Source organism: Streptococcus sp. DAT741 (assembly GCF_009866825.1).
In the GTDB taxonomy this organism is placed as follows: domain Bacteria; phylum Bacillota; class Bacilli; order Lactobacillales; family Streptococcaceae; genus Streptococcus; species Streptococcus ruminantium.
Genome location: NZ_CP019557.1, coordinates 71804 through 87869, shown reverse-complemented (window position 1 = coordinate 87869; position 16066 = coordinate 71804). Strand labels below are relative to the sequence as shown.

Here is a 16066-nt window from a genome sequence, read left to right as displayed (position 1 = left end):
ATTACAATTTTGATAACACTTTCTCAATTGCTTGGAAAACAACCTCGATATCTTGATCCCCTTCAATATCATGGACCAAACCTTTCGCACGATAATGATCAATAATTGGCTGACCTTGTGCAATATTCACTTCTAATCGGCGCTGCACAGATTCTGGTTTATCATCTTCTCGTTGATAGAAATCTTCTTCTTTGTAATCTCCAACTGGTGGATTGAATACTTTGTGGAAGGTTTCGCCTGTTTCTTTGTGAATGATACGTCCACTTAATCGTTCCACCAATTTAGATGGGTCAATTGTAATATTGATAACACCTTGCAAGTCAATCCCTAGCTCAGCCAAACTTGCATCTAGCGCCTGCGCTTGATCAATAGTACGTGGGTAACCATCCAACAGGAAGCCTTTTTCTTTGATATCATCTTGAACCAAGCGTTCTTTCACAATACCATTTGTAACTTCATCTGGAACTAGATCGCCTCTGTCAATATATGACTTAGCCAGCAATCCCAGTTCAGTCTGATTAGCCATTGCTGCACGGAATATATCACCAGTCGAAATATGAGCAACATTAAATTTCTCAACAATCTTAGCTGCTTGTGTTCCTTTACCAGCACCTGGTAAACCCATAATTAAAAGATTCATGACAAACTCCTTATTTTGTTTTCACATAAATTTGCCAACAGTGACAAACTTATCTAAAAACAAAATAGAAGGTTGACTAGGTCAACCTATATTCTATTCTGTAATTTCCAGGAAACCTACATATTTTCTCTTAAGCAAGTAGCCTTCTAATTGCTTAATCCCTTCAATACTTGTTGAAATTACGATAATCAAACTTGTACCAAGAAAAGCAATGCTAGAAGAAAGTCCAAAGAGATTCTGTGCAAGAATTGGTAGCAAGGCCACAAAACTTAGGAACAGCGCTCCAACTACTGCCAATCTTGTTAAAAGTTTTGATAGGTATTGCTCAGTGCCATTACCTGGACGAACACCATGGATGTAAGCTGCGCTCTTCTGAAGACTTTCTGCCGTCTTTTCAGGATTAACCTGAACAAAGGTATAAAAGAATGTAAAGGCAACAATCAGACCTGCATAAACAATCATCCCTTTAACCGTTGAATAATCAAAATATTCCTGAATCGCCTGCAACCAGCCAACACTCTTGTTTTGACTTGCAAAGAACTGCACTGCAGAAGTTGGTACTGCTGTGATTGAACCTGCAAAAATTACTGGGATAACTCCTGCCGGATTCAATTTCAATGGCAGATATGAGCTAGAAGGTGCTCCCTGCGCTCGCTTTGTATATTGAATCGGTAATTTGTACTCTGCCTGCTGCACAAAGGTCGTGAAGTAAACAACGAAGAAGATCATTATAAGCAGAGCTGCAACAAAGAGAGCAGATTCCCCTAAGCGGCCGGATTCAATATTGACGAAACGATCAACATAAATTTCATGGAAAGTTCCTGGTAACGAAGAAATGATACCTGCAAAGATAATCATTGAGGTTCCATTACCATAGCCTTTTTCAGAAATTTGTTCCCCCAGCCAAGTCACAACAATAGAACCTGTTGTCAAAATTGATCCAATCAATAGATAGGTTTGCCAATTCAAAGGCATATTTGTCAATTTTGCACCAGATAAAGCATTGAAACCTGCTGTAATACCAATAGATTGAACAAATGCAAGCCCTAAGGAAATATAACGAGTTGCTTGATTCAATTTCCGACGACCAACTTCACCTTGCTTGCCCCACTCAACAAATTTAGGTAAAATATCCATTTGCAAAAGCTGAACAATGATGGAAGCTGTAATGTACGGGCTGACTCCCAGTGCAAAAACTGAAAAATTACGCATAGCGTTCCCTGAAACCAAGCTTAACATATTCAAGAAAGGAACGTTTGATAGAGCCTCAAGGCTCTTTGCATTTACTCCCGGTACTGTGATATGGGTCCCCACTCGGAAGACAAAAAGGATAAAGATAGTAAATAAAATTTTACTACGCACCAATTTTACTTTTAAGGCATCTTTTAAAAGTTTTAAAAACATAGGCTGTCACCTCTTAGATGACTTCTACTGAACCACCTTTGGAAGTGATTGCTTCTTGAGCTGATTTAGAAAATTTAGCAGCTTTAACTGTCAATTTCTTCGTCAATTCGCCGTTACCAAGAATTTTGATTCCTGATTTTTCAGCTTTGACAATTCCAGCTTCGATAAGCACAACTGGTGTTACTTCTGCACCATCTTCAAAAGCGTTCAATTGATCAAGATTAACGATTGCGTATTCTTTAGCGTTGATATTAGTGAAACCACGTTTTGGAAGACGGCGGAACAACGGAGTTTGTCCACCTTCAAAACCTGGTCGAACACCGCCACCGCTACGTGCCTTTTGGCCTTTTTGACCACGACCTGAAGTTTTACCGTTACCTGATGATGTACCGCGACCTACACGGTTGCGGACTTTGCGTGAACCTGTAGCAGGTTGTAATTCATGAAGTTTCATTATTATTTTCCTCTCTTTTTATATGCTAGCGCCTGTGGTGAGCAAAGAGTCTTCAACCACAAACTCGCTTCTAATGAAAATGGACTAGAAGTCGCAAAGATTTCTCCATGCGACTCAGTCTATTTGTTCTATTACTTAACTTCTTCTACAGTTACCAAGTGAGAGATTGCCTTAACCATACCAAGGATGGCTGGATTATCTTCCTTAACAACTGAGCTGTTCAATTTACCAAGTCCAAGTGCAACAACTGTTTTACGTTGCTCTGGTTTGCGACCGATTGGAGACTTAGTCAAAGTAATCTTAATTTGAGCCATGAGTATCTCCTTTCTTATGCTAAATCAGAAACTGAAATGCCACGAAGCGCAGCTACTTCTTCAGCACGTTTCAATTGCTTCAAGCCTTCAACAGTTGCACGAACAATGTTGATTGGTGTGTTTGAACCGAGTGACTTAGAAGTCACATCTGCGATACCTGCCAATTCAATTACGGCACGAGTTGCACCACCGGCAGCAACCCCAGAACCTTCAGAAGCAGGTTTCAACAATACACGAGCTCCACCAAACTCTGAACGAACTTCGTGAGGAATTGTTGTACCAACCATTGGTACTTCAATCATATTTTTCTTAGCAGCCTCAACTGCTTTACGGATAGCTTCTGGTACTTCCTGAGCTTTACCAGTACCGAAACCTACGCGACCGTTGCGATCACCAACAACCACAAGAGCTGCAAAACGAAGACGACGTCCACCTTTAACAACTTTTGTAACACGGTTGATGGCTACTACGCGCTCTTCAATTTCAACTGCGTTATCTTTGAATGCCATTTCTTAGTGTCCTCCCTATTAGAATTTCAATCCGTTTTCACGAGCTGATTCAGCCAAAGCTTTCACACGTCCGTGATAGAGATATCCACCGCGGTCAAAGACCACTTCAGAAATACCTTTAGCTACCGCGCGTTCAGCAACGAGTTTACCAACAACAACAGCTTGTTCTGTCTTAGTACCTTTTGAAACTTCTTTATCAAGAGTAGAAGCGCTTGCGAGCGTTACACCCGCTACGTCATCAATCACTTGAGCGTAGATGCCTGTATTAGAACGGAAAATGTTCAAACGTGGGCGAGCAGCAGTTCCAGAGATTTTACCGCGAACGCGACGGTGGCGTTTTTGGCGGATTTTGTTTTTATCTGGTTTTGAAATCACAATATTCACCTCTTAATGTATGATTATGTTTCTTACGAAACACTTTGAGAAATAGTTAGCCAGGCGGTTAAACCACCCCAGCAAGCTATTATTTACCTGTTTTACCTTCTTTACGGCGAACAAATTCACCAACGTAACGAATACCCTTACCTTTGTATGGCTCAGGAGCGCGAAGGCTACGGATATAAGCTGCTGTTTGACCAACAACTTCTTTGTTGATACCAGACACGATGATTTGTGTTGGTGTTGGAACTTCAAATGTAATACCTTCTGGTGCAATCACTTCATCAGGATGTGATTTACCAACAGCCAATGTCAATTTGTTACCAGCCAATTGTGCACGGTAACCGACACCACGCATTTCAAGTTCTTTTTTGAAGCCTTCAGAAACACCAACAACCATGTTGTTGAGGTTAGCACGGCTAGTACCGTGAATAGTCTTCATTTCTTTTGAATCATTTGGACGGTGAAGAGTTACTTCAGTACCTTCCACACGAATTTCAATAGCGGTTGGGAATTCACGAGTCAATTCCCCTTTAGGTCCTTTTACAGTTACCACACCGTTGTTTTGAGCAATCTCAACACCGGCAGGCAATGTAATAATTTTATTACCAATACGTGACATATTTTTATTTTCTCCTGTTAGATTATCAGGCCATTCCTTAGAATGACGAGTTTTCACGGGCACTCATGATACTAAGGGCATATAAAAGCCAAAGTGAAAATTGGAAACTAGACGAAGAAGTCTAAGCTTCTAGGGTCGTTTATCTTTTTCACACCGGCTTTAGCCCGTGTTCAAATGAGTGAGTAATTTGATACTGCCCAAATCAGCTATGTTGATTAGAACACTGGGCTAAACGCCTCTTGTATCATGATTTGAGTTCGAGCTACTACCTGTGCAAAAATGATAAATCTTCCTAGAATGCGAGCATTCTTCGTCAGATTTCCTATTTTTGCTTTGGTAGCTTTACGCTCTCACATCATCAATTACCAAACGTATGCAACAACTTCACCACCAACGTTCTTTTGACGAGCTTGTTTATCTGTCAAAAGACCTTCAGAAGTTGAGATGATTGCGATACCGAGTCCATTAAGAACTTTAGGAATATCTTCACGTTTTGAATAAACACGAAGACCTGGCTTTGAAACGCGTTTCAAGTTAGTGATAACTTTTTCGCCGTTTGGTCCGTATTTCAAGAATACACGGATGATACCTTGTTTGTCATCTTCGATGAATTCAACATTTTTTACAAAACCTTCGTTTTTAAGGATTGTAGCAATGCCTTTTTTGATGTTTGATGCAGGTACTTCAAGCACTTCGTGTTTTGCTTGGTTAGCATTACGAATACGTGTCAAAAAATCTGCAATTGGGTCAGTCATAACCATTTGTTTTTTCTCCTCTTACTGGCAGTTTGCATAGCACTTACCAGTTAATGTTGCCCGAAGGGCAGGTATTTGTCCAAATCAGTCTGCAAGCCAATTTGAACTCGGACTATGGACTTTGTGAAAAAGAAACGCAGCCGTTATAACTTTAGCCAGTTTACAGATGTGGCTACCTTTAGGTGCAAATCTGCCTAGAACTCGAGCGTTCATTGTTAGATTTCCTATTTTCACTTAGTCCGTTACGCCCGTAGTATCATGTTATTTGAGCACGGACGAAAATCCTAATGAAAACACGATAGCTTCAACAACTTCTTCATCAAAACTCCTATTTTCATACGGATTTCTTAGCATCCTTTGCATCATGAGATTTGAACTCGTGCTAAACTCTGTGTGAAAAAGATAGTCTTTCCTAGGCGCAAAACGCCTTCGTCAAGACTCCTGTTTTCACTTTGAGTTTTTTACGCACTCGCATCATATTATTTGAGTTCGAGCTACAACCTTTGCAAAAAAGATAGTTTTTTCTAGAAGTAAACTTCTTCGTCAAAACTCCTATTTTTGCCGTGGTTACTTAACGCTCTCACATCATGATATTACCAAGACGCTTTTGTTACACCTGGAATTTGTCCAAGATAAGCCAAGTCGCGGAAGCATACACGGCACAATTGGAATTTGCGGTAAACTGAATGTGGACGACCACATTTTTCACAGCGTGTGTAAGCTTGTGTAGAGAACTTAGCTGGACGTTTGTTCTTAGCGATCATTGATTTTTTAGCCATTTATTCTCTCCCTCTTATTTTGCAAACGGCATACCAAGGCCTGTAAGCAATGCACGTGATTCTTCGTCAGTGTTAGCAGTTGTAACGATAACGATATCCAAACCGCGAGTTTTATCAACATCATCAAAGTTGATTTCTGGGAAGATCAATTGCTCTTTCACACCAAGCGTGTAGTTACCACGTCCGTCGAATGACTTAGTTGGTACACCGTGGAAGTCACGGACACGTGGAAGTGAAACTGTAACTAATTTATCCAAGAACTCATACATACGCTCACCACGAAGAGTAACTTTTGCACCGATTGCAACACCCTCACGAAGACGGAAGCCGGCGATTGATTTCTTAGCTTTAGTGATAAGTGGTTTTTGTCCTGAAATCAAAGCCAATTCTTGAGCAGCTTTTTCAAGGTTCTTGGCGTTAGAAACAGCGTCACCAACACCCATGTTCAAAACAATCTTATCAACTTTTGGCACAGCCATAACTGAAGAATAGTTGAACTGTTCAGTCAAAGCAGGAACTACTTCATTAAGATATTTTTCTTTTAAACGATTTGCCATTATACTTCTCCTTTCCTTCGTGATTAGTCAAGCACTTCGCCTGACTTTTTGTTGTAGCGAACTTTTTTGCCATCTACAAATTTGTAACCAACGCGTCCCGCAACACCGTTTTTGTCAAGAACTTGAACGTTTGACACATGGATTGGCGCTTCTTTTTCAACAATAGCACCTTGAGGATTTTCGCTGTTTGGTTTTTGGTGTTTCTTGACGATATTGACACCTTCAACAACAACTTTGTTTACTTTTGGAAGTGCTGTTACGACAACTGCTTCAACGCCTTTGTCTTTACCAGCGATTACGCGAACTTTATCGCCTTTTTTTACAAACATTTGATTTCTCCTATTATTCTTACGCCCTAATGGGCACCCTGAACCTCAAAGGAGGTAACAGGGGACTTAGTTTGTCAGATTAAAGTACTTCTGGTGCCAATGAAACGATTTTCATAAAACCGCCATCACGCAATTCGCGCGCCACTGGGCCAAAGATACGAGTTCCGCGAGGGTTTTTGTCTTCACGGATGATAACTGCAGCATTCTCATCGAATTTGATATACGAACCATCAGCACGACGAGCACCTGTCTTAGTACGAACGATAACGGCTTTTACAACGTCACCTTTTTTAACCGCACCACCAGGAGTAGCTTGTTTCACTGAAGCAACGATGATGTCGCCGATATTAGCGAATTTACGTCCTGAACCACCAAGCACTTTGATTGTCAAGATTTCGCGTGCGCCACTGTTGTCAGCAACTTTCAAACGAGTTTCTGTTTGAATCATGTCAATTTTCTCCTTTCAGGTTGATTAAATGATAACTGCCTCTTCCACAACCTCTACAAGACGGAAACGTTTTGTAGCTGAAAGTGGGCGAGTTTCCATGATACGAACAATATCACCTTCTTTAGCAACATTGTTTTCATCATGAGCTTTGTACTTTTTAGAGTAGTTGATGCGTTTACCATAGACTGGGTGGTTACGTTTTGTTTCAACTACAACTGTGATGGTTTTGTCCATTTTGTCAGATACTACACGTCCAACAAGAACTTTACGATTATTGCGTTCCATTGAAATTCTCCTTTCCCAATCTATTATTTAGCTTCAGATTGCACAGTTTTGATACGTGCAATTTGTTTCTTAACTTCGTTCAAACGAGCAGTTTGCTCAAGTTGACCAGCAGCAGCTTGGAAACGAAGGTCAAAGAGTTCTTTCTTCAACTCGTTTTCGCGTTTTGCAAGTTCTTCTTGAGAAAGGCCACGAAGTTCTTTTACAAAATCTTTAATTTCTTGAAGTTTCATGTCTCCTCCTTATTCTGCTTCACGTTTTACGAATTTAACTTTAACTGGCAATTTATGACCAGCAAGGCGGAATGCTTCACGTGCGATTTCTTCAGAAACACCAGCTACTTCAAACATAACCTTACCGCGTTTAACTGGAGCCACCCAACCTTCAGGTGCACCTTTACCAGAACCCATACGTACACCGATAGCTTTAGCAGTGTATGACTTGTGTGGGAAGATTTTAATCCAAACTTTACCACCACGTTTCATATAACGAGTCATAGCGATACGGGCAGCTTCTATTTGGCGGTTTGTAATCCATGAGCTAGTGGTTGCTTGAAGACCATATTCACCGAAGTCTACTTGTTTTCCACCTTTGGCTTCACCGCGCATTTTTCCACGGAACTCACGACGGTGTTTTACACGTTTAGGTACTAACATCTGTTATTTACCTCCTTTAGTGTTTTTACGAGCCGGAAGGACTTCGCCACGGTAAATCCATACTTTAACACCAAGTTTACCGTAAGTTGTCAAAGCTTCTTCCCAAGCATAGTCGATATCCGCACGAAGTGTGTGAAGAGGAACTGTTCCTTCGGAGTAGCCTTCTGCACGAGCAATATCAGCACCGTTCAAACGTCCAGAAACTTGCGTTTTGATACCCTTGGCACCAGCACGCATCGTACGTTGGATAGCTTGTTTTTGAGCACGGCGGAACGCCACACGTTGCTCCAATTGACGAGCGATTGACTCACCGACAAGGTGTGCATCCAAGTCAGGTTGTTTGATTTCAATGATATTGATATGCACTTGCTTACCAGTTAATTTGTTCAATTGAGCACGGAGTGCATCAACGTTGCTACCAGCCTTACCGATAACCATACCTGGCTTAGCAGTGTGGATAGAAACGATAACCTTATTTACAGCACGTTCGATTTCGATTGTTGATGTTGATGCATCAGCCAATTCTTTTTTGATAAAGTTGCGGATTGCAAGATCTTCATGAAGGTAATCCGCGTATTCTTTTTCAGCATACCATTTAGCATCCCAATCACGGATGATGCCAACACGCATACCAATTGGATGTACTTTTTGACCCACGTTTTTACCTCCTTATTTCTCTGCCACAACTACAGTAATGTGAGCTGTGCGTTTGTTGATTGGTGAAGCTGAGCCTTTCGCACGTGGACGGAAACGTTTGAGAGTTGGTCCTTCGTTTGCGAATGCTTCGCTTACTACTAAGTTTGCTTTTTCCAAACCAAAGTTGTTTTCAGCGTTGGCAATCGCTGAGTTCAAAACTCCTTCGATGATGCCTGCAGCTTTGTTTGGTGTGAATTTCAAGATTGCAATTGCGTCTGCCACACTTTTGCCACGGATATTATCCAAGACAAGACGTGATTTACGAGGTGAAACACGTACTGTGCGAGCAGTTGCTTTAGCTGAAGTAATTTCTGCCATTGTGTTTTCCTCCTAAATTATTTACGACGAGTTTTCTTGTCGTCAGCAGCATGACCTTTATAAGTACGAGTTGGCGCAAATTCACCAAGCTTGTGACCTACCATGTCTTCTTGAATATATACAGGCACGTGTTTACGACCATCATAAACCGCAATTGTATAGCCAATGAAACTTGGGAAAATCGTTGAACGACGTGACCAAGTTTTGATTACTTTTTTCTTTTCGTCATTTGCTTGAGCTTCAACTTTTTTCATCAAATGCTCATCGACGAAAGGTCCTTTTTTAAGACTACGTCCCATTTTAATGTGTTCTCCTTTAAAATATGTACCACAGCGGCTTGCCCGCAATGCGGGCTACCGAGTTGGCGGAATTCAGCTAGTAACCTAAGCTTATTTTTGGTTACGACGACGAACAATAAGTTTGTCTGATTTAGCTTTCTTGTTACGAGTTTTCAAACCAAGAGCTGGTTTACCCCATGGTGTAGATGGTGCTTTACGACCAACCGGTGCTTTACCTTCACCACCACCGTGTGGGTGATCGTTCGGGTTCATTACAGAACCACGAACTGTTGGACGAATACCTTTCCAACGGCTGCGGCCGGCTTTACCAAGATTAACAAGACCATGTTGTTCATTACCTACAGTACCAACAGTAGCACGGCAAGTACCAAGGATCATACGAACCTCACCTGATTGAAGGCGAACAAGAACGTACTTTCCTTCTTGACCAAGAACCTGTGCAGATGCACCAGCAGCACGTACCAACTCACCACCGCGACCTGGTTTCAACTCAATGTTGTGAACAACCGTACCGACAGGGATGTTTGCTAACGGAAGTGCGTTACCAACCTTAATGTCTGCTTCTGGACCTGAAACGATACGTTGACCAACTTCAAGACCTTTAGGAGCGATGATATAAGCTTTGACACCATCCGTGTAGTGTACAAGAGCGATGTTTGCTGAACGGTTTGGATCGTATTCGATCGTTTTAACAACCGCTTCAACACCATCTTTATTACGCTTGAAGTCCACTAAACGATAGAAACGTTTGTGACCGCCACCTTGGTGACGAACAGTGATGCGACCATTGTTGTTACGACCAGCTTTGTTTTTCAAGGCAACAAGCAATGATTTTTCTGGAGTGCTTGTTGTGATTTCAGCAAAGTCCAAAGAAGTCATGTTACGACGGCCATTTGTCGTTGGTTTATAAACTTTAATACCCACGTTAATTCCTCCTTTGATTATTCAGCGTCAGCTGTAGCGAACAATTCGATCGCTTTTGAATCAGCAGTCAATGTGATGATTGCTTTTTTCACTTTATTTGTGCGACCAACATAGCGACCTACGCGCTTTGTTTTAGGTTTCACGTTGATTGTGTTAACATTTGCAACTTTAACACCTTCAAACGCTGCTTCAACAGCTTGTTTGATCAAGAGTTTGTGTGCACGAGTGTCAACTTCAAATACATACTTGCCTGCTTCGAGTTGGCCCATTGAGCTTTCTGTGATGACAGGTTTTTTGATAACATCATACAAATTCATTATGCAAGAACCTCCTCAATTTTAGAGATAGCTGCTTGAGTTACAAGAAGTTTGTCTGCATTTGCAATGTCAAGGACACTTGCAGTTGTTGCAGTAGCAACTTTCACATTTGGAAGGTTGCGAGCTGAAAGAGCTGCGAATTCGTTTCCTTCTTCAAGAATAACAAGGACTTTAGAATCAATGCTCAATGCTGCAAGTACTTTTGCAAATTCAGCAGTTTTTGGAGCTGTGAATTCAAGCGAGTTAACAGCTACAAATTTGTTTTCAGCAACTTTTTCTGAGTAGACAGATTTGAGTGCCAAGCGACGAACTTTTTGTGGAAGTTTGTACGCATATGAACGTGGAGTTGGTCCAAAGACTACACCACCACCACGCCATTGTGGTGAACGGATAGAACCTTGACGAGCGCGCCCAGTTCCTTTTTGACGCCATGGTTTGCGTCCGCCACCTGAAACTGCTGAGCGGTTTTTAACTGCGTGAGTACCTTGACGAAGGCTAGCACGTTGGCTGATGATGACATCAAAGACAACTGCTTGGTTTGGCTCAATACCAAAGACTGCATCATTAAGAACTACTTCACCAGCTTGTTTACCGGTTTGGTCAAATAATGTTACGTTTGCCATTTCGACTGATTTCCCCTTTCCTTATTATTTACCAGCTTTAACTGCTGATTTGATAGTGATAAGAGATTTCTTAGCACCTGGTACATTACCTTTGATAAGGATAACGTTCTTTTCTGGAACAACTTGTACAATTTCAAGGTTTTGAATTGTTACACGGTTGCCACCCATGCGACCTGCAAGGTTTTTACCCTTAAATACACGGTTAGGTGCAACAGGACCCATAGAACCTGGACGACGGTGGTAACGAGAACCGTGAGCCATAGGGCCACGTGATTGTCCATGGCGTTTGATAACACCTTGGAAACCTTTACCTTTAGATGTACCAGTTACATCCACAACATCTCCAGCCGCAAATTGTTCAACTGTTAGTTCCGCACCAACTTCCAAGCCTTCAATGTTTTTAAATTCACGAATGAAGCGCTTAGGAGCTGTGTTAGCTTTAGCTACATGGCCTTTGGCAGGTTTGTTGCTCAAAACTTCGCGTTTGTCATCAAAACCAACTTGGACCGCAGCATAGCCATCAGTCTCAACAGTTTTCACTTGAAGAACAACGTTTGGAGTTGCTTCGATGACAGTAACAGGGATAAATTCACCAGATTCAGTGAAGATTTGAGTCATTCCCACTTTTTTCCCTAAGATTCCTTTTGTCATGAGAAAATTATTCCTTTTCTTATTTTATATTTAAAAAGTTTTTAACGAGCGTTTTTTATGCTCAAAATCAAGATACAAAGAGCATCAAACTCAGGGCGAAAATAGAAAACTTGACAGAGAAACTTTCGTCTCATTGAAAAGTTTATACTTACAAGGAATCCACAACCGTGATCACCAAGATTGAAACGATTACGTATTCCTCTTTCACACAGAGTCTAGCTCGTGTTCAAGTCCATTTGAACACTTGCTTTCGCCGTATGGCTTCTTACAATTTAATCTCGACGTTTACACCACTTGGAAGATCCAATTTCATCAAAGCATCAACTGTTTTTTGAGTTGGGTTAATGATATCGATCAAGCGCTTGTGTGTACGCATTTCGAACTGCTCACGAGAATCTTTGTACTTGTGAGTCGCACGGATGATTGTGTAGAGGCTGCGTTCTGTTGGAAGCGGAACCGGACCTGCTACCTGAGCACCTGTGCGAGTTGCAGTCTCAACGATTTTTGCAGCAGCTGTATCAAGTGTACGATGTTCGTACGCCTTCAAGCGGATGCGGATTTTTTTGTTTGCCATCTTTTTCTCCTTTTCGTCTATTTAAAATAATAGGCTAGCTCCACAAGAAAACCAACACGAGTTGCGTGGCAATGCAACCGAGCGTGTCGCAACCTCTTGCATCAAAGCTACAACCGTAATTTTTACGGCACCAGAATAGTTTATCAGATTTTCCTTGACAATGCAAGGAATTATACCCAATTTTTTAAAAAAATCCCGAAGCTATAGCTTTGGGACACTGTAATCATCTTTGCTTATCTTTCAAAATAAATGAAGGAACTCGATCTGCTGCCGCAACATTGAAAAATGATGAAATTAGAAAAACACTTCCTCGGTGCATTTTCCAATCACTAAGAAGCTTTGAGCATGCCTCACCTGACAAAATCAATCCACCAGATGATTAAAAAGCAATACTTAAAATAAGGAAGTATTAGATTATTAGCTACAGCTTTTGAAACGAACTGCGTATACTCTATTTACAACTCCTAACTATTTACTCCTGAACAGTTGAAAATTAGGAAGCTATAAAAGCCTTAGCAACTGTACTTGTTTCACTAGCGAAAATCTTTCAAGTATTCCTGCAGGTCACGAATCATTTTGCGACGACCATTGAAACATTGACCACTCATGAGTTTTTCATAATTTTCTTGCTGGCTCGGTGAAAGATTTTTCCGGTACTCTCTCAAAGCAGCTCGCAGCATCAATAACTCATCATTGATTAGACCAGGTGATTGAATCATGTGTGAGAGACCATGAATTTCTTCGTGCGTCATTCGATCAAATTTTCGCTTCTGACTTTCTTGTTTGCGAATCACATCTTTGATATGGTTTCTAAATTTCACCTTGAAATAACAGTATAATCTATCAGACTCCTCCAAGAGATTTGGTTGTGCATCCAATAATTCAAACAAGACCATCATCCCTTCTTGCTCCCAGTCTCCCTTTTCCCATAGTTTGACATAAAAATCTTTACGAGCCTTGTGAACGATCCCTTTCACTTTTGAATAAACCTTTTCAAATTCCATGACCTGATCTCCTTTACATTGATGGTCTTAGTTTATCGAAAAGGGCATTGATTCAACAGGACATTTTTGTCCACTTATTTCTATTGGAGATCGTTATATACCTTCTATCGTTAGTGTTGGCCATTTATCCAACCACTTTTTCTTAGTCATTCTTGCTCGGTAGAGAAGCATACGTTCAGGATCAATCTTAAAATGCGGTGTCGGTCTGACTAGATAATTATACATATCCTCCACTCCAAAAGGGGAATAAACTTCTAGTTGTCCATCTTCTACCAGACGGAGGCCTATTGCCGTGCATCTTTCTGGAAATTTTTCTATCGCATCCTTACTAGATTTGTAAGGGGGAGTATTTGGACTATGAATATGCATATAGACTTGATTTTTCACTTCCCATCTATACTCAGGATAGTTTTTACGCAAATGAGATTCCAATACCAACGTTTCTTCATAAGATATTTGTTCATCAAAAAACACGACATCCACATCCGTATCTCGATCAAAGCTGTATTGATTCCAAACGAAATTACGAATAGTCCCAGCACAGAGCCAGCAATCTGCCAGATTAAGCTCAGCAATAATCTCCAATATAGCCAATATATCCGGAGCTGCTTGCAGACTTTTTTTGAATTCTTCAATCATCCATCTTCTCCAAAGCATGAGAAATGTCACCTTTTATATTTTTCTATCTTTTATTAGTGAGTGCACAAAAGACTTCCCAATCGTTTCAACTTTAAGCTTCCAAACACAGTCCATCCGAACTTTAACTCGCTGACCTATTTTTGTGATTATAACAAAAAGGTCCTCTGGACCCTTACTCGCTTGCTAATTTTCAAGCTCATGATAAAAAGGTCCTCTGGACCCTTACTCGCCTGCTAATTTTCAAGCTCATGATAAAAAGGTCCTCTGGACCCTTGCTCGCTTGCTAATTTTCAAGCTCATGATAAAAAGGTCCACTGGACCTTTTTATTCCTCCATAAAGCTGTTGAAAACTTCTTCAATCATATCCCATTCTGCTGTCGCATCTTCTGGAATTGGTTGTAAGTCGCCTTCTGTACCATTCTCATTTTCAATATATGAGTAAGCTTGAATTTCAACTTCACCGTTCTCGTCTTCTTCTGCGCTCGCAGGAATCAAGAGAACATAGTTCTTGCCAAATTCCTCTTGACCGTCAATTGTCAATAAGATTTCAAAAAGTGTTTCATTACCTTGGTCATCCACCAAAGTAATCAATTCACGTTCGTCGTGTTCGTGGTCATGATGATGTGCCATTAGAGTCTCCTTTAAAATATTCTATCTAAGTAATTCTGTAAAATCAGCTGAGCAGCCAACTTGTCAATAACTTTTTTACGCTTGCTTCGACTGACATCCGCCCGCTCAATCAACATCCGCTCTGCTGCGACAGTTGTTAGCCGCTCATCTTGATACTCAACGGGGAGTTTGTAGCGTTCCACTAGCAGATCACCATAGGCTCTACTCGCTTCTACGCGCGGACCGCTAGTATTGTTCATATTTTTAGGCAGACCGACAACAAACTTCTCAACCTTGTATTGACTGACCAATTCTGTTAAGCGTTCCAGCCCAAACTCACCCTTCTTCTCGTCAATCGGAATAATCTCCAAACCTTGGGCTGTAAAACCAAGTGGATCTGAAATGGCCACGCCAACTGTCTTTGAACCGACATCTAATCCCATTATCCTCATTAGAGATCAATCCCATTTCCTTTCAAGTAGTAACGCACCAATTCTTCGATGATCTCATCACGTTCATGCTTACGAATCTGATTACGGGCATCATTATATCGAGGAATATAGGCAGGATCCCCACTTAACACATAGCCAATAATCTGATTAATCGGATTGTAGCCCTTTTCTTCCAATGAACGATAAACACTAGTTAATGTTTTACTAATCTCTTGCTTATCGGTGTCATCTAGGCGAAAACGAACAGTTTCTTCAGTAAACCCCATACTCACACCTTCTTTCCCTATTTTTATCATTATATCACAAATTTGAATTATTCTCAAAGAAAGCGCAAAAAGAACCCTCAAACAGAGTTCTTTCCATACAATCTTATAAAGCTGCTCTCATGCGGGCCTGAGCATTTTCAACATTACGCACTGCCCGAGGCAAAAATGCGCGAATATCGTCCTCTTTATATCCTACTTGAAGACGCTTTTCATCGATCAAAATTGGACTCTTTAAAATACGCGGATTAGAAGTAATCAAGTCAATAACTTCGTTTACACTCAACTCTTCAATGTCAAAATTCAAACTCTTGGCATAACGGTTCTTTGACGACACGATACTTGCAATACCATTCTCAGTTTTTGTCAAAATATTCAAGATTTCTTCCTTGGTGATAGCCTCTTTTGCAAGATTATGCTCGTTATAGGATAGCTGGTGAGCATTTAACCAGTTTTTCGCTTTCTTACAAGAAGTACAACTAGATACCGTATAAATTTTAATCATGTAGTCACCCCTTTGCTACATCTTATTAAGCAGATTATAAACTATTATACCATAGAATCCCTCAG

Annotated in this window: 29 protein-coding genes; all 29 read right to left on the bottom strand. The window is 40.8% G+C overall.

Annotated features, from left to right (window positions below):
• Position 1 precedes the first annotated feature (1 nt).
• Positions 2 to 640 carry an adenylate kinase gene (locus BZG42_RS00580; RefSeq protein WP_024532343.1) on the bottom strand — a complete coding sequence of 213 codons (639 nt, stop codon included), beginning with the start codon at positions 638 to 640 and terminating at the stop codon, positions 2 to 4.
• A gap of 93 nt (positions 641 to 733) precedes the next feature.
• Positions 734 to 2044: a preprotein translocase subunit SecY gene (secY, locus tag BZG42_RS00575; protein ID WP_155996228.1), complete on the bottom strand. Its 1311-nt coding sequence runs from the start codon at positions 2042 to 2044 to the stop codon at positions 734 to 736.
• A gap of 13 nt (positions 2045 to 2057) precedes the next feature.
• Entirely contained in the window at positions 2058 to 2498 is a 441-nt protein-coding gene (rplO, locus tag BZG42_RS00570; protein WP_024532341.1) for a 50S ribosomal protein L15, read from the bottom strand.
• A 131-nt stretch (positions 2499 to 2629) separates the two neighbouring features.
• Positions 2630 to 2812, bottom strand: a complete 183-nt coding sequence (gene rpmD, locus BZG42_RS00565; RefSeq protein ID WP_024532340.1) for a 50S ribosomal protein L30 — start codon at positions 2810 to 2812, stop codon at positions 2630 to 2632.
• Positions 2813 to 2826: 14 nt separating this feature from the next.
• Positions 2827 to 3321 carry a 30S ribosomal protein S5 gene (gene rpsE / locus BZG42_RS00560; RefSeq protein ID WP_024532339.1) on the bottom strand — a complete coding sequence of 165 codons (495 nt, stop codon included), beginning with the start codon at positions 3319 to 3321 and terminating at the stop codon, positions 2827 to 2829.
• Between the two features lie 18 nt (positions 3322 to 3339).
• Positions 3340 to 3696 (bottom strand): 50S ribosomal protein L18, encoded by a 357-nt coding sequence (rplR, locus tag BZG42_RS00555; protein ID WP_002936641.1) that lies wholly within the window; start codon positions 3694 to 3696, stop codon positions 3340 to 3342.
• An 88-nt stretch (positions 3697 to 3784) separates the two neighbouring features.
• Positions 3785 to 4321 (bottom strand): 50S ribosomal protein L6, encoded by a 537-nt coding sequence (rplF, locus tag BZG42_RS00550; RefSeq protein WP_024532338.1) that lies wholly within the window; start codon positions 4319 to 4321, stop codon positions 3785 to 3787.
• A gap of 362 nt (positions 4322 to 4683) precedes the next feature.
• Positions 4684 to 5082, bottom strand: coding sequence for a 30S ribosomal protein S8 (gene rpsH / locus BZG42_RS00545; protein ID WP_024532337.1), 399 nt, complete (start codon positions 5080 to 5082; stop codon positions 4684 to 4686).
• Positions 5083 to 5669: 587 nt separating this feature from the next.
• Positions 5670 to 5855, bottom strand: a complete 186-nt coding sequence (locus BZG42_RS00540; protein WP_024532336.1) for a type Z 30S ribosomal protein S14 — start codon at positions 5853 to 5855, stop codon at positions 5670 to 5672.
• Positions 5856 to 5869: 14 nt separating this feature from the next.
• Positions 5870 to 6412, bottom strand: a complete 543-nt coding sequence (rplE, locus tag BZG42_RS00535; RefSeq protein ID WP_018377731.1) for a 50S ribosomal protein L5 — start codon at positions 6410 to 6412, stop codon at positions 5870 to 5872.
• A gap of 23 nt (positions 6413 to 6435) precedes the next feature.
• Positions 6436 to 6741 carry a 50S ribosomal protein L24 gene (rplX, locus tag BZG42_RS00530; RefSeq protein WP_024532335.1) on the bottom strand — a complete coding sequence of 102 codons (306 nt, stop codon included), beginning with the start codon at positions 6739 to 6741 and terminating at the stop codon, positions 6436 to 6438.
• A 79-nt stretch (positions 6742 to 6820) separates the two neighbouring features.
• Entirely contained in the window at positions 6821 to 7189 is a 369-nt protein-coding gene (gene rplN, locus BZG42_RS00525; RefSeq protein WP_002936658.1) for a 50S ribosomal protein L14, read from the bottom strand.
• Positions 7190 to 7213: 24 nt separating this feature from the next.
• Entirely contained in the window at positions 7214 to 7474 is a 261-nt protein-coding gene (rpsQ, locus tag BZG42_RS00520) for a 30S ribosomal protein S17 (RefSeq protein ID WP_000440801.1), read from the bottom strand.
• 23 nt (positions 7475 to 7497) lie between these two features.
• A complete protein-coding gene (gene rpmC, locus BZG42_RS00515; protein WP_024532334.1) occupies positions 7498 to 7704 on the bottom strand; it encodes a 50S ribosomal protein L29 in 207 nt (68 codons plus the stop codon).
• A gap of 9 nt (positions 7705 to 7713) precedes the next feature.
• Positions 7714 to 8127, bottom strand: coding sequence for a 50S ribosomal protein L16 (gene rplP, locus BZG42_RS00510; protein WP_024532333.1), 414 nt, complete (start codon positions 8125 to 8127; stop codon positions 7714 to 7716).
• A 3-nt stretch (positions 8128 to 8130) separates the two neighbouring features.
• Positions 8131 to 8784 carry a 30S ribosomal protein S3 gene (gene rpsC, locus BZG42_RS00505; RefSeq protein ID WP_024391478.1) on the bottom strand — a complete coding sequence of 218 codons (654 nt, stop codon included), beginning with the start codon at positions 8782 to 8784 and terminating at the stop codon, positions 8131 to 8133.
• A 12-nt stretch (positions 8785 to 8796) separates the two neighbouring features.
• A complete protein-coding gene (gene rplV, locus BZG42_RS00500; RefSeq protein WP_002936662.1) occupies positions 8797 to 9141 on the bottom strand; it encodes a 50S ribosomal protein L22 in 345 nt (114 codons plus the stop codon).
• Positions 9142 to 9158: 17 nt separating this feature from the next.
• The gene (gene rpsS, locus BZG42_RS00495; RefSeq protein WP_000533766.1) at positions 9159 to 9440 is read right to left on the bottom strand and encodes a 30S ribosomal protein S19; all 282 of its coding nucleotides are present in this window, start codon (positions 9438 to 9440) and stop codon (positions 9159 to 9161) included.
• Between the two features lie 90 nt (positions 9441 to 9530).
• Entirely contained in the window at positions 9531 to 10364 is an 834-nt protein-coding gene (gene rplB, locus BZG42_RS00490) for a 50S ribosomal protein L2 (RefSeq protein ID WP_024391479.1), read from the bottom strand.
• Positions 10365 to 10381: 17 nt separating this feature from the next.
• Positions 10382 to 10681: a 50S ribosomal protein L23 gene (locus BZG42_RS00485; RefSeq protein ID WP_024379978.1), complete on the bottom strand. Its 300-nt coding sequence runs from the start codon at positions 10679 to 10681 to the stop codon at positions 10382 to 10384.
• Complete coding sequence (gene rplD / locus BZG42_RS00480; RefSeq protein WP_024532331.1) at positions 10681 to 11304, bottom strand: 50S ribosomal protein L4; 624 nt, start codon at positions 11302 to 11304, stop codon at positions 10681 to 10683. Before rplD ends, BZG42_RS00485 begins: the two co-directional genes overlap by 1 nt.
• 24 nt (positions 11305 to 11328) lie before the next feature.
• On the bottom strand, positions 11329 to 11955 hold the full coding sequence (rplC, locus tag BZG42_RS00475; protein WP_024532330.1) for a 50S ribosomal protein L3: 627 nt from the start codon (positions 11953 to 11955) through the stop codon (positions 11329 to 11331).
• 265 nt (positions 11956 to 12220) lie between these two features.
• Positions 12221 to 12529 (bottom strand): 30S ribosomal protein S10, encoded by a 309-nt coding sequence (gene rpsJ, locus BZG42_RS00470; RefSeq protein ID WP_002939332.1) that lies wholly within the window; start codon positions 12527 to 12529, stop codon positions 12221 to 12223.
• Between the two features lie 533 nt (positions 12530 to 13062).
• Positions 13063 to 13533, bottom strand: a complete 471-nt coding sequence (locus tag BZG42_RS00465) for a sigma-70 family RNA polymerase sigma factor (protein ID WP_155996229.1) — start codon at positions 13531 to 13533, stop codon at positions 13063 to 13065.
• Positions 13534 to 13626: 93 nt separating this feature from the next.
• Positions 13627 to 14172 (bottom strand): nucleotidyltransferase family protein, encoded by a 546-nt coding sequence (locus BZG42_RS00460; protein ID WP_236563891.1) that lies wholly within the window; start codon positions 14170 to 14172, stop codon positions 13627 to 13629.
• A 324-nt stretch (positions 14173 to 14496) separates the two neighbouring features.
• On the bottom strand, positions 14497 to 14802 hold the full coding sequence (locus tag BZG42_RS00455) for a DUF1292 domain-containing protein (protein ID WP_024532328.1): 306 nt from the start codon (positions 14800 to 14802) through the stop codon (positions 14497 to 14499).
• Between the two features lie 11 nt (positions 14803 to 14813).
• On the bottom strand, positions 14814 to 15233 hold the full coding sequence (gene ruvX / locus BZG42_RS00450) for a Holliday junction resolvase RuvX (protein ID WP_032537883.1): 420 nt from the start codon (positions 15231 to 15233) through the stop codon (positions 14814 to 14816).
• Positions 15233 to 15499: an IreB family regulatory phosphoprotein gene (locus BZG42_RS00445; RefSeq protein WP_002939360.1), complete on the bottom strand. Its 267-nt coding sequence runs from the start codon at positions 15497 to 15499 to the stop codon at positions 15233 to 15235. The genes ruvX and BZG42_RS00445 overlap by 1 nt, the downstream gene beginning before the upstream one ends.
• Before the next feature lie 103 nt (positions 15500 to 15602).
• Positions 15603 to 16001 (bottom strand): transcriptional regulator Spx, encoded by a 399-nt coding sequence (spx, locus tag BZG42_RS00440; RefSeq protein ID WP_024532326.1) that lies wholly within the window; start codon positions 15999 to 16001, stop codon positions 15603 to 15605.
• Positions 16002 to 16066 lie beyond the last annotated feature (65 nt).

What these genes read in the sequence shown, in the direction of transcription:
- rpmC (WP_024532334.1), bottom strand. Translation starts at nt 7,704, where the DNA reads ATGAAACTTCAAGAAATTAAAGATTTTGTAAAAGAACTTCGTGGCCTT.
- secY (WP_155996228.1), bottom strand. Translation starts at nt 2,044, where the DNA reads ATGTTTTTAAAACTTTTAAAAGATGCCTTAAAAGTAAAATTGGTGCGT.
- ruvX (WP_032537883.1), bottom strand. Translation starts at nt 15,233, where the DNA reads ATGAGGATAATGGGATTAGATGTCGGTTCAAAGACAGTTGGCGTGGCC.
- rplF (WP_024532338.1), bottom strand. Translation starts at nt 4,321, where the DNA reads ATGTCACGTATTGGTAATAAAATTATTACATTGCCTGCCGGTGTTGAG.
- BZG42_RS00460 (WP_236563891.1), bottom strand. Translation starts at nt 14,172, where the DNA reads ATGATTGAAGAATTCAAAAAAAGTCTGCAAGCAGCTCCGGATATATTG.
- rplD (WP_024532331.1), bottom strand. Translation starts at nt 11,304, where the DNA reads ATGGCAAACGTAACATTATTTGACCAAACCGGTAAACAAGCTGGTGAA.
- rplN (WP_002936658.1), bottom strand. Translation starts at nt 7,189, where the DNA reads ATGATTCAAACAGAAACTCGTTTGAAAGTTGCTGACAACAGTGGCGCA.
- rpsH (WP_024532337.1), bottom strand. Translation starts at nt 5,082, where the DNA reads ATGGTTATGACTGACCCAATTGCAGATTTTTTGACACGTATTCGTAAT.
- rplX (WP_024532335.1), bottom strand. Translation starts at nt 6,741, where the DNA reads ATGTTTGTAAAAAAAGGCGATAAAGTTCGCGTAATCGCTGGTAAAGAC.
- rplV (WP_002936662.1), bottom strand. Translation starts at nt 9,141, where the DNA reads ATGGCAGAAATTACTTCAGCTAAAGCAACTGCTCGCACAGTACGTGTT.
- BZG42_RS00455 (WP_024532328.1), bottom strand. Translation starts at nt 14,802, where the DNA reads ATGGCACATCATCATGACCACGAACACGACGAACGTGAATTGATTACT.
- rplE (WP_018377731.1), bottom strand. Translation starts at nt 6,412, where the DNA reads ATGGCAAATCGTTTAAAAGAAAAATATCTTAATGAAGTAGTTCCTGCT.
- BZG42_RS00465 (WP_155996229.1), bottom strand. Translation starts at nt 13,533, where the DNA reads ATGGAATTTGAAAAGGTTTATTCAAAAGTGAAAGGGATCGTTCACAAG.
- BZG42_RS00540 (WP_024532336.1), bottom strand. Translation starts at nt 5,855, where the DNA reads ATGGCTAAAAAATCAATGATCGCTAAGAACAAACGTCCAGCTAAGTTC.
- spx (WP_024532326.1), bottom strand. Translation starts at nt 16,001, where the DNA reads ATGATTAAAATTTATACGGTATCTAGTTGTACTTCTTGTAAGAAAGCG.
- rpmD (WP_024532340.1), bottom strand. Translation starts at nt 2,812, where the DNA reads ATGGCTCAAATTAAGATTACTTTGACTAAGTCTCCAATCGGTCGCAAA.
- rpsQ (WP_000440801.1), bottom strand. Translation starts at nt 7,474, where the DNA reads ATGGAACGCAATAATCGTAAAGTTCTTGTTGGACGTGTAGTATCTGAC.
- rpsE (WP_024532339.1), bottom strand. Translation starts at nt 3,321, where the DNA reads ATGGCATTCAAAGATAACGCAGTTGAAATTGAAGAGCGCGTAGTAGCC.
- rpsS (WP_000533766.1), bottom strand. Translation starts at nt 9,440, where the DNA reads ATGGGACGTAGTCTTAAAAAAGGACCTTTCGTCGATGAGCATTTGATG.
- rplC (WP_024532330.1), bottom strand. Translation starts at nt 11,955, where the DNA reads ATGACAAAAGGAATCTTAGGGAAAAAAGTGGGAATGACTCAAATCTTC.
- rplO (WP_024532341.1), bottom strand. Translation starts at nt 2,498, where the DNA reads ATGAAACTTCATGAATTACAACCTGCTACAGGTTCACGCAAAGTCCGC.
- BZG42_RS00485 (WP_024379978.1), bottom strand. Translation starts at nt 10,681, where the DNA reads ATGAATTTGTATGATGTTATCAAAAAACCTGTCATCACAGAAAGCTCA.
- rpsJ (WP_002939332.1), bottom strand. Translation starts at nt 12,529, where the DNA reads ATGGCAAACAAAAAAATCCGCATCCGCTTGAAGGCGTACGAACATCGT.
- BZG42_RS00445 (WP_002939360.1), bottom strand. Translation starts at nt 15,499, where the DNA reads ATGGGGTTTACTGAAGAAACTGTTCGTTTTCGCCTAGATGACACCGAT.
- BZG42_RS00580 (WP_024532343.1), bottom strand. Translation starts at nt 640, where the DNA reads ATGAATCTTTTAATTATGGGTTTACCAGGTGCTGGTAAAGGAACACAA.
- rplP (WP_024532333.1), bottom strand. Translation starts at nt 8,127, where the DNA reads ATGTTAGTACCTAAACGTGTAAAACACCGTCGTGAGTTCCGTGGAAAA.